Here is a 15,999-nt window from a genome sequence, read left to right as displayed (position 1 = left end):
ATTTACTAAAAGGTATAGACAATCATTGATGTCTAGACGATCAGCATGTTCTGATGAGTCTTGCAAACAAGTCATACTCATCAGCATCGGTAATTTCCACTTCGAGTAGATCACCTGCTTTAATAGCATTACGATCAATGTCCTCAACAAAGACATTGCCGTCAATTTCTGGTGCATCGGCATATGATCTGGCCACTGCAACCGGATATTCATCTTCCAGATCGTCCACCAGCACAGTCATTCTCTGTCCGATACGTTTTTTCAGTTTTGCCGCAGAAATTTCCTGTTGCACCTGCATAAAGCGTTCAAAACGATCTTGTTTAACGTCTTCTGGTACATGATCAGGCAAATCATTAGCAGGCGCACCTTCAATCGCAGAATAAGTAAAACAGCCCACACGATCCAGTTGTGCTTCTTTGAGCCATTCCAGTAAGTATTGGAAATCTTCTTCGGTTTCACCTGGGAAACCCACCACAAAAGTGGAACGCAGCACCAGATCCGGACATTTTTCACGCCAGATTTTGATTCGTTCCAATGTGTTTTCACTATGAGCTGGTCGTTTCATGTTCTTTAGAACACTCGGACTGGCATGCTGAAAAGGAATATCAAGATAAGGTAAGATTTTGCCTTTTGCCATCAGGTCAATGGCTGCATCAACATGCGGATAAGGATAAACATAATGCAGACGTACCCAGATCCCAAGTTGACCTAATGCTTCACATAAATCCAGAAATTTGGTTTTAAGCGGCTGCCCGTTCCAGAAGTCCAACTTGTATTTGGTATCTACACCATATGCCGAGGTATCCTGTGAAATCACCAATAATTCTTTGACACCGGCACGTTTTAATGCCTGTGCTTCATCCATGACGCTGCCAATTGGACGAGATACCAGATCACCCCGTAGACTCGGAATGATACAAAAAGTACAGCGATGGTTACAGCCTTCGGAAATTTTTAAATAAGCATAATGTTTTGGCGTCAAACGGATGCCTTGTTCCGGCACCAGATCAACAAAAGGATTGTGTTTTGGCGGTGGTGGCACATACTCGTGTACAGCGTCCATCACGTCACTATAGGCAGCAGCGCCAGTGACTTTTAAGACATTGGGATGCATGGAACGAATCTTGTCTTCGTCTTTACCCAAACATCCTGTAACGATGACTTTACCATTTTCACTAATGGCTTCCCCAATTGCGTCCAATGACTCCTGCACTGCCGATTCGATAAAACCACAGGTATTCACAACAACAAGGTCTGCACCTTCATAATCTTGCGCAACCTGATAACCTTCAGTTCTTAATTGCGTCAAAATACGCTCAGAATCAACCAGCGCCTTAGGACAACCTAAAGAGACAAAGCCTACTTTGGGGGATTTCATTTACACACACTCCGATAGAATGCGCATATTGTAAGGCGTTTTATCACAGAAAAATAGTCAAAGCATGCACAAGCCGATATGATACATTATAGTGCATAATTTTATCTTACAAGAATATGATTCAAATTGGTGCAAAAATAAATCTTAGGCGGTATTCTTTAATTCGACATTGATTCAATAAAAATCACTCAAACACTGGTCTCCGTTATAGTGTCTTGTTTTAGTGCATATTTATAAAACTATAGAATAGTTGGCTTATTTTTTGCTTCCAAGTTACAGTCTCATGATAAGCATTTAAGGTGTTGTTTGATTTATGCGCTATTTTAACTCTCGGAATCGATAACTTATGGATGTGCGCACCAATATAGACTACAAAACCATCGTTGATCATTTAACGACAGCTGTGTTGTTGGTACACCCAGACCTAACTGTCTATTATATGAATTCTTCCTGTGAAACGTTATTTGAAATGAGTTTCCTGCGAGTTCATAAGCAATCCGTGACACAATTTATTGAGTTATCCGACAGTAGCATCACATTGGAGCAGGCATTAAATAAGACCCTACAAACAGGTCAACCTTATACCCATCGTGAGGCTTTACTCAATATTGGTTTAAAAGACCGTTATGTCGATTATACTGTTTCTCTATTAACCCCCTTGCCAACCCAACAATTAAGTCCTTTACTGCTGATCGAATTTCAGCCGATTGATCGGCTATTACGGATTTCCAAAGAAGAATTACAGGATCAGCAACACTTGGTTGCACGGCAACTGATTCGAGGTGTCGCCCATGAGATTAAAAATCCATTAGGCGGGATTCGTGGTGCAACACAATTGCTGGCCCGCAATGTCAAAGATCCACATATCAGCGAATATACTGAAATTATTATTAATGAAGTTGATCGGCTGAGAAATCTGGCCGACACCATGCTGGGTTCCAGACAATTGCCCAGTTATGAAGCAGTCAATATCCATGAACCGCTAGAACGAGTGCGCTCTCTGGTACTGAGCCAAACCAAAAATAAAATTCCAGTACAGCGTGATTATGATCTGTCCTTGCCAGATGTTATTGCTGACCGCGATCAACTCATTCAAGTGATTTTAAATATTAGTGTCAATGCAGTACAGGCAATGACAGAGAACAAAGAGTTCTTTGTTGAGCATAAACCGCAACTGATTTTCCGTACCCGAATTCAACGTCTTGTCACCATTCAGGGTGTACATCATCGCAGTGCGATTCGTGTCGATATTGAAGACAATGGTCCTGGTATTCCACCAGAAATTGTGGAATCTGTTTTCTATCCAATGGTGACGGGACGCGCAAAAGGTACTGGACTAGGACTTAGCATTGCACAAAATATTATGCGCCAGCATCAGGGGATGATCGAGTGTCATTCCGAAGTTGGGCGTACCGTTTTTAGTTTATATTTACCTTGGGAGAGCAAATCATGACACGGAATAAAATTTGGGTAATTGATGATGATCGTGCCATGCGTTGGGTCCTAGAAAAAACTTTTAAAGAAGAAGGCTTCGATGTGACCAGCTTTGAAGAAGCACAAAGCGCGTTGGATTTACTCCCCAGCAATCAACCGGATGTGATTTTAACCGACATCCGCATGCCCGGCATGGACGGTTTAAATTTTCTGTCCAAGGTCAAAAGTAGCTATCCGGATTTACCTGTCATCATCATGACTGCACATTCTGATCTTGAATCTGCGGTTTCAAGTTATCAAACTGGTGCATTTGAATACTTGCCTAAACCTTTTGATATTGATGAAGCTTTAGCATTGGTCAATCGTGCCATATTGCACATCACCAAATTGCAACAACAGGAAAGCACCAAAGCCAGTATTGCTTTGCCCTCTACTGAAATTATTGGCGAATCGCCTGCAATGCAGGAAGTATTTCGTGCCATTGGGCGTTTATCACAATCACATATTACGGTATTGATCAATGGTGAGTCAGGTACCGGTAAAGAACTAGTGGCACATGCACTTCATCGCCATTCACCACGTAGTAGCAAGCCTTTTATCGCATTAAACATGGCTGCAATCCCGAAGGATTTGATCGAAACAGAATTATTTGGTCATGAAAAAGGGGCATTTACTGGCGCCAACACGCAACGTCAGGGTCGTTTTGAACAAGCCAATGGTGGTACGCTGTTTTTGGATGAAATTGGCGATATGCCATTTGAAACTCAAACCCGCTTATTACGTGTTTTGGCCGATGGTGAATTCTATCGGGTAGGGGGACATATCCCAGTCAAAGTTAATGTGCGTATTGTCGCTGCAACACATCAGGATCTGGAAAAACTGGTACAGGCGGGTAAATTCCGTGAAGATTTATATCATCGCTTGAATGTGATTCGTATTCATATTCCGAAATTAGCGCATCGTAGTGAAGATATTCCCATGCTGGCGCAACACTTTTTGGTTCGAGCCGCAAAAGAATTGGCGGTCAGTCCGAAAATTTTAAAATCCGAAACGGTTGAATACCTGCAACAATTGCCATGGCCCGGCAATGTTCGTCAACTGGAAAACACCTGTCGCTGGCTGACCGTCATGATCACCGGTCGTGAAGTATATCCGGATGATTTACCCGCGGAATTAAAACAAATTCCGGTTGAAAGTAAAACTTCAACGCCTTCATATAGTACGGCCAATGCCCTACCCGTTCATAGTGAAAACATCAGTAACTTTGCCTGGGATGAACTATTAAGAGAATGGGTCATGACCAAGCTACAAAGTGGCGAAATGAAAATTCTGGACATTGCCACCCCGATTTTTGAACGTACACTGATCGAAGCAGCCTTATTTCAAACCAAAGGCCGTAAACGCCATGCTGCGGAATTACTAGGCTGGGGCCGTAATACCCTAACCCGTAAACTCAAAGAACTTGGCATGGATTCCAGTGATGATGAGGAAGAATAAATTTTGGCAGCGCTAAAATTGTAAATTTTTTCTGTCTAGCAGAACGGTCTTTTATTTGACAGATGCACTTTTAAGCGATGTATCGTATGATTAGTCTACTTATATAAGGATTAGTTTATAATGCATCGCTTTTTGTTACCTTGTATTTTATTGCTGAGTCCATTGTCTGCGTTTGCGACTGTAGGTGGCGAGCAACATATCGAACTTCTAGGTTATGACACTCAGGATCAAAAAGTTTATGTATTAAGACATTATGAAGATGGTCGTGCTCGTTTACCACAGCTCTATTATTTTGACTTGCGCAGCAAACAAAACGATAAACTGATTGAGGTTACATCAATTTATATCGACCCTAAAACAGGCAAAGCCGATTACGATAATAATGACGTTGCTTTTAATAAAGAATTACATAAAATCAAACGTCGCTTAAGCTCACTTTATCCACTCAATCCAAAAGTATTTTCTGTTCAAATTAATCAACAGCAACAAGAGTCTATTCCAAGCTGGCACGATCCCAATGAAGAGGCGATAGAATACCATTACGAATATCATGTTCATGATTCAAGTTATCAAAGTCAGCCACAAAAAGCCATTAGCTATAAACCAGAACTCAAAATCAAAAAGGCTTTTCGGATTCCAAGACAAAATAAAATTTTAGTCACGATAGAATATCTCGGTATTCCGTTTGAAAGCGGTTATAACATGGAAGATCCAATTCTGTTGAGTCCTAAAACAAAATAGCATATAGCTTACCCGTCATTGAGAATATGGTTTAACAGATATCTTCTATAAGAGCTTTTTTAACTATGTTAAAATCAATTAAATACTGCAAAGGCTTGAATACTCATCTATGAAATCTAGTGCGATCAAACAATTACCCTGTACACAACGCGGCGCTGATCGGTGTTCATTATTGTTTGAAGTTGCTACAGATTTATTTCTACGCTATGGCTATGAAAAAGTTAGTTTAGATCAGATTGTTGAACATGCAGGTGGTTCGAAAGCTACCATATATAAGTATTTTGGCAGTAAAAAAGGTCTTTTCATTGCGATTTGTCAGGAAAGATGTAATAAATTCACCCATCAGATTGAACTGGCCTGCCAACGTGATTCCATCGATATTCGCCAGAACCTATCCGAATTATTATTTGATTTATATAGTATTTTCTCAGACGACAAAAGCACTGCTTTTGGCCGCTTAATTTTATTAATTGCCCAAAATGATCAAGACCTTGCACAGCAACTCTATAGTTTTGGTCCAAGACGTGCCCACCAGTTGCTTGCAGATTTGTTACAGCAAGCACATGAATGTGGCCAAATCTATTGTACTCGTCCACTTGATTCGGCTGTATATTTTCTCGGTTTCTTTCATGATATACACTGGCGTACTATGGTTAACCTACCCATCTCAAATCTGGATATAAACATCAAGGACCACATCCATTATGTCGTAGATCGTTTTATCGAAGGACATCAAAAACCAGAAAAAATTCAATAAATATTTGCAATTGACCTTTAAAAGCCTATAAACTATTCGATTCTTTTTTTCATCAACCCTCTCAAACTTAATTGTTTGTTAACAACAATTTTGTGGAGTAGCTATGGCTCTGCGTCACTTCTTAACCTTACGTGATCTTACCCAATTCGAACTCAAACAACTTCTTGCACGAGCAACCGAACTGAAGCGTTTACAGCACAAAGGCGAAATTTATCAGCCTTTTGTCGGTAAAGTCATGGGCATGATTTTTGAAAAATCAAGCACCCGAACACGTATTTCATTTGAAGCAGGAATGAGCCAGTTTGGGGGGGATGCCATCTTTCTTTCTCCACGAGATACGCAATTAGGTCGTGGAGAACCGATTGAAGATTCAGCTCGGGTCATCTCCCGTATGCTGGATATTGTGATGATCCGTACCTTTGGACACGACATTGTCGAAAAATTTGCAGCGTATTCTTCTGTCCCTGTGATTAACGGTTTAACTGATGATCACCATCCATGTCAGCTACTTGCCGATATGCAAACCTATATTGAACATCGTGGCAGTATTGAAGGCAAAACAGTGGCCTGGATTGGTGATGGCAACAATATGTGTAATTCCTATATGGAAGCTGCGCATATGCTGGGTTTTCAGCTTAAAATTTCCTCACCAGCAGGCTATACACCAAATGAAAAATTCTTAAGCGAATTTGCACATTGTGTAGAATTAGTTGACACACCGGAAGATGCCGCAGCCAATGCCGATTTGATCGTCACAGATGTCTGGGCGAGCATGGGACAAGAAGAAGAACAAAAACTACGAGAAAAAGCTTTTGCCAACTATCAAGTCAATGAAAAGCTGATGTCTCTGGCACATAAAGATTGCTTATTTATGCACTGTTTACCGGCACATCGTGGTGAAGAAATTTCTGAAACCATGTTAGACCATCCAAATGCTGTGGTCTGGGATGAAGCAGAAAACCGTTTGCATGCCCAAAAAGCACTGGTTGAGTTTTTATTGAACCAAGTCAAAAATAGAGTTTTAATCTAATAGCCTTACCACTGCTTAGTCCTCTCTATGCAGTGGTTGGTCTATACTTCAATGCTGCCAGTCTTTATAGACAAACTCCAAACTGTAACCATCTGGGTCCAAAACATTGGCAGCATAATAGCGTGGATCATAATGCAACCGCGCCCCAGGCTTTCCTCCAGCCACTTCATTCGGTTTCGCACCATAGGTAATTGCAACATCATAAGCAGCATCAACCTCTGCCTGATTATGTGCAATAAACCCTACATGAATTGCATCTGGATGTGGCATACCTTGCTTAAGCCAAAAAAATATTCGTCCATTGCTTCCAAAGCCTTTTAAATCCGGATGTCCTATAGGACCATCTTTACCATCATAATCGTGGCGTACAGAAATACCCAGTGTAGGTAAAACAGCTTCATACAAAACAATTGAACGTGTCAAATCACTTACTGTTAAAAAAATATGATCGAGCATTTAAATTTTTCCTGTAAATCTTGTAGATAGTTCATCTTGATGAATTAAATAAATTTCACTATCAGTGAATGTTATTTCTCGAACAACATTACTTTTTGAGCATCTAAATTAATGACAGCCAGCGATTGCACCACATCATAATGTGGCAAAAATCCTCACAATCCACTACTTCGCCATAAAAATATTTTCAACTGAAATAACTTATATTACACTCTACTTTCTCTTTTAAATTTGCCTAATTCTGCTTTATTCAAAAAGCTCAAGATGGGATACAAAAAAGGGAGTGTGAAAACTGTTGCTTTTGAGGTAGGTTATAGAAGTTCTCATCAGTTTAGTCGAGAATATGCACGCTCTTTTGGCCTGCCACCATCAAAGGATATTGCAAAACTTAAAAAAAAAATTTAGAACAATTTTAATGTTTAGAATAGTATTGAGAAAATACGTTAAAAAGATTAATCAGGTTAAACTTAACGTATAAAAGCATGCGGCTGTAGAATAATAATGGCTGCACCGCATAAAACCACTGCCCCGCCAGCCAAATCCCACCAAGTTAAAGACACATGATCGACATAACGTAGCCAGATCAATGCCACACTGATATAAATCCCACCATATGCTGCATAAACGCGCCCTGTTGCAGTGGGGTGCAAACTAAGCAACCAAACAAACAGCGCAAGGCTAATCATCGTGGGTAACCAAAGCCATGCTGATTTATTTTCTCGTAAAATCAGATACGGCAGATAACAACCCAAAATCTCTGCTACTGCCGTACAAACAAATAAAAAGAATGTAATCAATAATCTGCTTAGATCCATATCTTAAACAGGTTCTGTACGATGTTCTTCAATCACCGTAAGTTTTAAACCGTCATGATCACTGTCTTTAGGTTGCAGCGACACGCTGACTGTTCCGCCATTCACCAGATCACCAAACAAGATCATCTCGGCCAATGGTTTTTTCAGTTGATCCTGAATCAGACGTTGCATTGGACGCGCGCCCATCAAACGATCATAACCTTTTTCTGCCAACCATTCACGAGCATCCTGATCCACTTCAAGCACCACTTTTTTATCATCCAGTTGCGCTTGTAACTCGGTCAGGAATTTATCTACCACAGAATCAATCACCTGTGTTTGCAATGGTTTGAATTGAATCACGCCATCCAGACGATTGCGGAATTCTGGTGTAAATGCACGTTTCATGGCATCAGTATTATCCAGACTATTGTCTTGCTCAGTAAAGCCTATACTGGCTCTAGAAATACTTTCTGCACCGATATTGGTAGTCATGACTAAAATAACATTTCTAAAGTCAGATTTACGGCCATTATTATCGGTCAGGGTGCCATGATCCATGACTTGCAATAATAGATTAAACACTTCCGGATGGGCTTTTTCAATTTCATCCAGCAATAACACACAATGCGGTGTTTTGTTGATGGCATCCGTTAATAAACCACCCTGATCAAAACCAACATAGCCCGGAGGTGCACCAATCAAACGTGAAACTGCATGGCGCTCCATGTACTCCGACATATCAAAACGCACCAGCTCTACGCCAAGCACTTTTGCCAATTGGCGAGTAACTTCGGTTTTACCGACACCAGTCGGACCAGCAAAAATAAAACTACCAATCGGTTTGTCCGGAGATTTTAAGCCTGCACGGGAGAGTTTAATGGCTGAAGCCAAGGCAGTAATTGCTTCATCTTGCCCAAACACCACACGTTTTAAATCACGTTCTAGATGCTCAAGTACAGATTTATCATCTTTAGAAACAGTTTTTGGCGGAATCCGTGCAATTTTGGCAACCACTTCTTCAATTTCGGTTACACCAATTTGTTTGGTTTCACCATTGGCATGCAAGCGTTGTTGTGCACCCGCTTCATCAATCACATCAATGGCTTTATCCGGTAAGAAACGTTCATGAATATATTTTACCGACAATTCAACCGCAGCTGTTAATGCAGCGTCGTCGTATTTAACATTATGAAACTCTTCAAACTTAGATTTCAAACCTTTTAAAATATCAATCGCTTCTGAAATGGTCGGCTCAACCACGTCAACTTTCTGGAATCGTCTTGATAAGGCGTGATCCTTTTCAAAAACCTGACGATATTCCTGAAATGTTGTTGAACCAATACAACGTAAGGACCCATTTGCCAATGCTGGTTTAATCAGGTTTGATGCATCCATGGTGCTGCCCATAGAAGAGCCTGCACCAATAATCATATGAATTTCATCAATAAATAAAATGGCATGTGTTTTTTTCTTTAAAGCATTTAACAGCTGTTTCAGGCGTTTTTCAAAATCACCACGGTATTTGGTACCGGCAACCAGTGCTCCGATATCCAGACTGTAAATTTCTGCATCAGCCAGTGGTTTTGGTGCTTGTCCCTTAACAATCAGCCATGCCAAACCTTCTGCAATCGAGGTTTTCCCGACCCCGGGATCACCGACCAGCAAAGGATTATTTTTACGACGACGACACAAGATTTGTGCAGTACGTTCAATTTCTTTCTGGCGGCCAATCAACGGATCTGTTTTTCCGGCTTGTGCTTCCTGATTCAGGTTAACTGTGTAGAGTTCAAGGGGACCCGCATTACCTGAACTTGCACTGCTATCCTGTTCGGTGTCTTCCTGCTCTTCTATTGGTGCATCTTCTTTATGCGCACCATGAGAAAGATATTGGGTCAGGTTTAAGCGGTTAATTTGCTGACGTTTTAACAAATAAACCGCAAATGAATCTCTTTCAGAATACATGGCCACAAGGACATCAGCACCCTCAACCGCACGATCACCACCACTGGATTGCACATGGAAAATTGATCTTTGCAAAATACGATCAAAACTTTCTGTCGGATGGGGAGCCTGTTCACTGTTTTCTGGGAGTTTTGGCGTATGTAAGTCGATATATTCTTCTAATTCTTTACGTAGCGCAACAATGTCTCCGCCGCATGCTTTTAGGGCATTTACCGCAGAATCATTATCCAACAAAGCCAAAAGTAAATGTTCAACAGTTAGAAACTCATGACGTTTTTGGCGGGCCATGCTAACAGCCAAACGTAATGATACCTCTAAATGACGACTGAGCATGCTGTAACCTCTATTCTTGTGGCTCAATCTGACAGAGCAAAGGATGTCCTTGTGATCGAGCGTAATTATTGACTTGGTTTGCTTTTGTTTCGGCAATATCGCGTGGATATAAGCCAGCAATACCTTTACCTTCATGATGTACAGTTAGCATTACTTGGGTGGCTCGGTCAAGGTCTAATGCAAAATATTGTTGTAAAATTTCAATAACAAAATCCATCGGTGTGTAATCGTCATTGAGTAACACAACCGCATATTGGGGCGGTTTTTTAACTTCTGGCGGTGCAAGCATGACATCAACGCCATGCTCACCATCATCATCTTGTTCTTGTAATTCAATAGGTTGTACAGATACAGCCGTGTTTTGAATATGCCAGTCGACCACGCCGGAGGCAATAAAATTTTGTCTTATATGTTCTAAAGCTTCGGGCTTTAATTTACTAAATTGCTTTAACCATGAATAATACATAAATTTCTAACTTCTATTTTGCATTTGCTTCAGCTTGTGGAATTTCAGAAAGAAAAGCAGGTGATTCGATCATATCCTTGCCTCTTTGCCATGCAAAGCGTTGAATCACCGGATTACCTGCACCGCTTAAATGCACTTCGATATATTGCGGTGTAAAACCACTTGGCATGGTCCAGCGTCCTGTCAATCGCTCAAAATCATCAAAATTATAATTGGCACTGTCCAGTGGTACAGTCAATATTTCACTGTTTTGCACCAGACGGATTTCCACTTTACCTGCCGCACGACGACGATTTGGACTAACCTGTACCAGATCCAGCACATATTCATAGGCATTACTTGGTAATGGACGTATTGCCAGATTCTGAATGGATAAACTTAAACCGCCGCGTTCACGCAGCTTTTCACGATAGGTTGCGCTTAAGGACTCTGCCTGCCGTTTATCCTGTTTTGCCGTATTTAAGGCAACATTGAGTTCTTTGGCATTGCCAATGGCAACATCTCGCTCCTGAGTTGCAGTATTTAAAGCCACACTCACTGCATCAAGCGATTTTTTTTGTTTATTGACAATTTCCGATAACTCTTCTGCATCCGCATCAAAACCTACCACAGTTAAGCCTTGTTTATGCCCTACCGCATACCCTAGCCCAAGTCCGCCGCCAGCCAGTAAAACGGCAGCAATGACCAACGGATAGTTACTTTTTACAAAAGACTGTTTCGAGCGCTGCTCTAGCACAGGGATTTGCTCTGACTGTTCGGTATTCTTCATGAGAACGCATATGTCCTAAAATATTTTTAAATCCGTAAACGATTATACGTTACGATAATCATATTATGGCGAATGAATGTTATCAAAAAAAGAGGCTTTAAGGTAAAAGCCCGATATGATTTAAACCCAAAGATTCATTTAAGCCAAACATAATATTCATATTTTGAATCGCCTGACCTGAAGCACCTTTAACCAGATTATCCTGTGCAACCACGATGACCAAACGATTTGGCAAAGGTTGATACAAGGCAATGCGCAAATAATTTGCACCGCGTACACTGCGTGTTTCCGGCTGGCTATCCTCAGGCATCACATCAACAAATGCTTCATTTTGATAGAATTGTTCAAATAATTGTTGTAAATCTGTTTCCTGACCGGCTGCGGTAAGATTGACATAAATGGTACTGAGCATACCACGAATCATCGGCACCAAATGCGGTACAAAAGTCAAACCATCAAACGCACCTTTTTTACCGGAAATATTTTCCAATGCTTCAACGATTTCGGGATGATGACGATGGCCGCCCACAGCATACGCTTTAAAGTTATCGGTGTTTTCGGTATAGATCATCGACATGCTGGCTTTACGCCCTGCGCCAGATACACCAGACTTGGCATCGACAATAATATTGCCATATTCAATCAAATCCTGACCAGCTTTTAACAGTGGCGCCAGACCCAATTGCACAGTGGTCGGATAACATCCCGGATTACCAATGACATCGGCATGTTTAATTTTTTCACGATTCAGTTCTGACAATCCATAAACGGATTTTTTTAATAATTCCGGACAACTATGTTCAATGCCGTACCAATGACGAAACTTATCCAGATTCTGTAAACGAAAATCTGCTGCCAGATCAATGACTTTCACACCTGCATCGACCAATTCTTGGGCATATTTCATGGCAACGCCATGCGGTGTGGCAAAAAATACCACATGGCAGGTTTTTAGTTGTTCGATATCCAGCGGACTAAACGCCAGATCCAATACACCGCGTAAACTCGGGAACATATCAGAAACTTTCAGGCCTGCTTCTGTTCGAGAGGTAAGCAACTTGAGGTGAGCCTCGGGATGTTGTAACAACAAACGAATCAGTTCTATTCCTGTATAACCAGTGCCACCGACAATACCGACTTCAACCACAATCTTTTCCTTCTCGTCCAAAAAGCATATGCTACAGTATGACAGGATGTTGATTTAAACAAAACGATGTATTTTACTAGACGTGCAATTATTTTTACTTTTTAATGTCAACAGCTGTTGCTATTTCCACCCCGGAATAACAATACATCAGGGTAATGGAATATTACCGAAATAATACATGGAGTGCGGGATGCCTTCGATAAAAACAAAACAATCTGTGTCTACAGGTTTATGCTCTAAATCAGTTTTAATACTGCTATGTAGTGGTTTGATCGCATGTGGTGGAGGATCTTCTGGTACCACACGTATCAGTGATGACAATACACAACCTGGGACCACAACACCGGAAAGTGTGTTTAAAATCTCTGTCAGAATGCCGATGCAGGTTAAAAATGCACATTTGCATATTCAGGTGGTGGGCGATAGTACCCCATTATATGACAATCAGAATTTCTCCGACTTTGATGCCTTGGTTGATAATCTGTCAGTCAAAAATTATAGTAATAAGCTGCTATCCGTCAAACTCACAGGACTGGATCATAGCACCATGTTCGACCCGATTTTAAAACGATTGGTTCCCTTCCATGGTGAAATCAATGCCATTGCGATGATTCAAGGGAGTACGATTGATATAACCCTTAGTCCGTTCTCTGAAGCCATTTATCAACGCACGCTGGTTCGTGCTGGTAATCTTGATCCTAGCCATGCAGATTTAACCCTGATTGAAGCAAAGCATCTAAGCAAAGCCCGTTCCGAAGTAAATGCCAGCTTAAATGGTGCATTTGATGCAACACAATTCCCATTATTCAATACCGATCAAAGCATCCGGCTGGTGCAATATAGTACAATGTCCTCACGCAATTACATCAATATTTTCACTGGATTGGGATTATTGAATTACTGGTTCAAGCAATATCCCGAGAGTCAAAATACCTATCTGGAACTGGCGCAAAGTCTAGGCACAGATCTTCGTGATGGATCGCTAGATGGACGGACATTTACGGGCGATAACACCGATTTTTCGCCACTGATCACTGCGCCTAAAAATACTGACCCCGCATTAAATACTTTATTGGGCATTGGTGAAACGCAAAAAACGACTCGGGAAAGTTTTGGTAACGCACTAAAAACTGCAACACTCGATTATGCAAATACCAACTTTCAAAGCATTATCAATTCCGAAGGTTTAAAAGCATTACAAAACTTTTCTTATTATAGTACGGGCTATACAGTCGATACAGCGAACACTGTACGCTGGAATGGTGCAGGCGATTATCATCGTGCATTCGGCTTTTCCAGCGATGAAAAATGTCAAGGCATCAGCGCCTATCCATGTAAACAGGGATTGAATGCAGATGACACTGGTAATGAAATTTCAGCAATTGATTATTTAATCGGAACCCATCAGGTCGGTTCCTGTAAAATTGAAATGTTCCCCAATGGCAATGTCCGCCTAACCCAGAATAATCAGGTGTATAACGCCAGTATCAACCGAGATATTTCCGATAATTTATTGCGCCTTGATCAAGCATCACAACATTATATTTTAAATATTGGTGCCGGTGAGAACAGGCCACCCTATTTCATGCAGCTTGAAATTAAAAATGTACACATTATTTCTGCCAAAACCGGAAATGCAGATGGGTTTTATCCAACCGAATTAAGCACCACTGAAATGAGTTGTACATAACGTCATCTTGCAAAGTGCCGTATCTACATACCACAGCATATGCGGACATGTAAGTCTCTCTTATTTCGATTGCCACCATGCCGGCAATCGGAATGCTTTCACCCGTTTTTGCCCTGCTTTGGCATGCGGATAAAGGTGTTCCAAAAAAAACCAAAAATCGGCCTGATGATGCATATGCTTGGTATGTGCTAACTCATGCAATAACACATAATCTGCATCCTGCTTAGACATTAACAATAAACCTGCATGCAGCATAATACACTGATCATGACTACAACTGCCCCAGCGTGTAGTAGGTCTGGCAATACGAACCTTATTCACAGTTAAACGGTGTTGTTCAGCATAATTTAATAGTTGACCGGGCAAAATCTGCTCGGCTTGTCGGATAATAAACTGAGTTAAAGCCTGTTCTGCACAGGCTTCATTCACAATTAACTGCTGGCTTTTCGCTTGATATTGATAGGCTTTGCTGATCGGTTGATAAGATACATCAATCACCTGATCCAGATAACATAAGTGAATTTGATCGGGTAAAGCCGTTTGTTGTACCGAAACAGCTTGTAACTGATATTTCGCCCAAGTTTGTTTGAGCCAGTCCTTACTTTGTGCAACAAAAAAATGAATTTGTCGCTGTGTGGTCAATGGCGGAATAGTCAGCCGTATGCCTTTTGGCGATACGGCAAGTTTTAAACGCTTGGCCCGAGCATGCTTAACCACTGCAATTTCCGGTAAATCGGCATCAATAATCATGTATTATTGAGCAGAACGCACGTCAATGCCTTGATCGGTTGCCACAATGGCAAGATTGGCAGGACGTAGTGCAAAAATTCCATTGGTGACCACACCGGGAATATTATTAATGGTTTGTTCCAGTTCCAGCGGATTCAGAATATTTAAATTAAATACATCAAGAATAACATTGCCGTTATCTGTCACCACCCCTTCGCGATAGGCAGGGTCACCACCCAAAGACACCAGTTTACGGGCAACTGCCGAACGTGCCATCGGAATCACTTCAATCGGTAACGGAAAATCACGCCCCAGCTGCGTCACCCATTTTGAATCATCAACAATACAGATAAATTCTTTGGCCACCGATGCTACAATCTTTTCCCGTGTCAACGCTGCACCGCCACCTTTAATCATATGCAAATGACGGTCAATTTCATCGGCACCATCCACATAGGCATCCAGATTACCCACATGGTTTAATTCAACCACTTCAATGCCCAGTTTTTTTAGACGATCTTCGGTTGCTTTGGAACTGGCAACAGCAGCTTCAAGTTGCAACTGAGGCAATAAATCAATCAAAAAATTTACTGTACTGCCTGTTCCTACACCCAAAATTCCGCCCTTAGGTAGATGCTGAATGGCAGCTTCGGCAGCGGCTTGTTTTTTGGCGTCCTGAGAAGGATATAAACTCATAGTGCTAATCTCTGTATTAGGCTCTGGTGATCGATGATTTAAATCATGCAAAATGCAACGGATGCTGATTTGTTTTGCTACAATGGCGCATATTTTACTGTTAAAAATGGAAGAATG

At 41.2% G+C, this 15,999-nt stretch carries 15 protein-coding genes; 6 read left to right on the top strand and 9 right to left on the bottom strand.

The window, feature by feature from the left end:
* Nucleotides 1-40: 40 nt before the first annotated feature.
* Complete coding sequence (gene rimO / locus CRO21_RS09890; RefSeq protein WP_097079142.1) at nucleotides 41-1,378, bottom strand: 30S ribosomal protein S12 methylthiotransferase RimO; 1,338 nt, start codon at nucleotides 1,376-1,378, stop codon at nucleotides 41-43.
* 346 nt (nucleotides 1,379-1,724) lie between these two features.
* On the opposite strand from rimO, the gene glnL reads away from it, so the two are divergent.
* The 5 genes from glnL to argF all read left to right on the top strand — a co-directional run bounded on the left by glnL (nucleotide 1,725) and on the right by argF (nucleotide 6,837).
* Entirely contained in the window at nucleotides 1,725-2,831 is a 1,107-nt protein-coding gene (gene glnL / locus CRO21_RS09885; protein WP_097079141.1) for a nitrogen regulation protein NR(II), read from the top strand.
* The gene (gene glnG / locus CRO21_RS09880) at nucleotides 2,828-4,309 is read left to right on the top strand and encodes a nitrogen regulation protein NR(I) (protein ID WP_097079140.1); all 1,482 of its coding nucleotides are present in this window, start codon (nucleotides 2,828-2,830) and stop codon (nucleotides 4,307-4,309) included. The genes glnL and glnG overlap by 4 nt, the downstream gene beginning before the upstream one ends.
* 120 nt (nucleotides 4,310-4,429) lie before the next feature.
* Nucleotides 4,430-5,050 (top strand): aminotransferase, encoded by a 621-nt coding sequence (locus CRO21_RS09875; RefSeq protein WP_097079139.1) that lies wholly within the window; start codon nucleotides 4,430-4,432, stop codon nucleotides 5,048-5,050.
* A gap of 109 nt (nucleotides 5,051-5,159) precedes the next feature.
* The gene (locus tag CRO21_RS09870) at nucleotides 5,160-5,807 is read left to right on the top strand and encodes a TetR/AcrR family transcriptional regulator (protein WP_097079138.1); all 648 of its coding nucleotides are present in this window, start codon (nucleotides 5,160-5,162) and stop codon (nucleotides 5,805-5,807) included.
* Between the two features lie 103 nt (nucleotides 5,808-5,910).
* Complete coding sequence (gene argF / locus CRO21_RS09865) at nucleotides 5,911-6,837, top strand: ornithine carbamoyltransferase (protein WP_097079137.1); 927 nt, start codon at nucleotides 5,911-5,913, stop codon at nucleotides 6,835-6,837.
* 48 nt (nucleotides 6,838-6,885) lie between these two features.
* Here argF and CRO21_RS09860 read toward each other — a convergent pair whose 3' ends face one another.
* The 6 genes from CRO21_RS09860 to argC form a co-directional block, all read right to left on the bottom strand.
* Nucleotides 6,886-7,293, bottom strand: a complete 408-nt coding sequence (locus CRO21_RS09860; RefSeq protein WP_097079136.1) for a VOC family protein — start codon at nucleotides 7,291-7,293, stop codon at nucleotides 6,886-6,888.
* Between the two features lie 467 nt (nucleotides 7,294-7,760).
* On the bottom strand, nucleotides 7,761-8,108 hold the full coding sequence (locus tag CRO21_RS09850; protein WP_097079135.1) for a YnfA family protein: 348 nt from the start codon (nucleotides 8,106-8,108) through the stop codon (nucleotides 7,761-7,763).
* Nucleotides 8,109-8,111: 3 nt separating this feature from the next.
* Nucleotides 8,112-10,385: an ATP-dependent Clp protease ATP-binding subunit ClpA gene (gene clpA / locus CRO21_RS09845; protein WP_097079134.1), complete on the bottom strand. Its 2,274-nt coding sequence runs from the start codon at nucleotides 10,383-10,385 to the stop codon at nucleotides 8,112-8,114.
* A 10-nt stretch (nucleotides 10,386-10,395) separates the two neighbouring features.
* Complete coding sequence (clpS, locus tag CRO21_RS09840) at nucleotides 10,396-10,851, bottom strand: ATP-dependent Clp protease adapter ClpS (protein ID WP_097079133.1); 456 nt, start codon at nucleotides 10,849-10,851, stop codon at nucleotides 10,396-10,398.
* A gap of 13 nt (nucleotides 10,852-10,864) precedes the next feature.
* Nucleotides 10,865-11,620, bottom strand: coding sequence for a DUF6776 family protein (locus CRO21_RS09835; RefSeq protein ID WP_097079132.1), 756 nt, complete (start codon nucleotides 11,618-11,620; stop codon nucleotides 10,865-10,867).
* Between the two features lie 97 nt (nucleotides 11,621-11,717).
* Nucleotides 11,718-12,767 carry an N-acetyl-gamma-glutamyl-phosphate reductase gene (gene argC / locus CRO21_RS09830; protein ID WP_097079131.1) on the bottom strand — a complete coding sequence of 350 codons (1,050 nt, stop codon included), beginning with the start codon at nucleotides 12,765-12,767 and terminating at the stop codon, nucleotides 11,718-11,720.
* A gap of 190 nt (nucleotides 12,768-12,957) precedes the next feature.
* Here argC and CRO21_RS09825 point away from each other — a divergent pair, with 190 nt between their 5' ends.
* Nucleotides 12,958-14,457 (top strand): hypothetical protein, encoded by a 1,500-nt coding sequence (locus CRO21_RS09825; RefSeq protein ID WP_097079130.1) that lies wholly within the window; start codon nucleotides 12,958-12,960, stop codon nucleotides 14,455-14,457.
* A gap of 60 nt (nucleotides 14,458-14,517) precedes the next feature.
* On the opposite strand, the gene CRO21_RS09820 is transcribed toward CRO21_RS09825, so the two are convergent.
* Together CRO21_RS09820 and rpiA are read right to left on the bottom strand one after the other, a co-directional pair.
* Nucleotides 14,518-15,207, bottom strand: a complete 690-nt coding sequence (locus tag CRO21_RS09820; RefSeq protein ID WP_097079129.1) for a M48 family metallopeptidase — start codon at nucleotides 15,205-15,207, stop codon at nucleotides 14,518-14,520.
* A gap of 3 nt (nucleotides 15,208-15,210) precedes the next feature.
* Complete coding sequence (rpiA, locus tag CRO21_RS09815) at nucleotides 15,211-15,882, bottom strand: ribose-5-phosphate isomerase RpiA (RefSeq protein ID WP_097079128.1); 672 nt, start codon at nucleotides 15,880-15,882, stop codon at nucleotides 15,211-15,213.
* Nucleotides 15,883-15,999 lie beyond the last annotated feature (117 nt).

The sequence above is a fragment of the Acinetobacter puyangensis genome, from assembly GCF_900096995.1.
Taxonomy (GTDB): domain Bacteria; phylum Pseudomonadota; class Gammaproteobacteria; order Pseudomonadales; family Moraxellaceae; genus Acinetobacter; species Acinetobacter puyangensis.
This window is presented reverse-complemented; position numbering and strand designations above follow the sequence as displayed.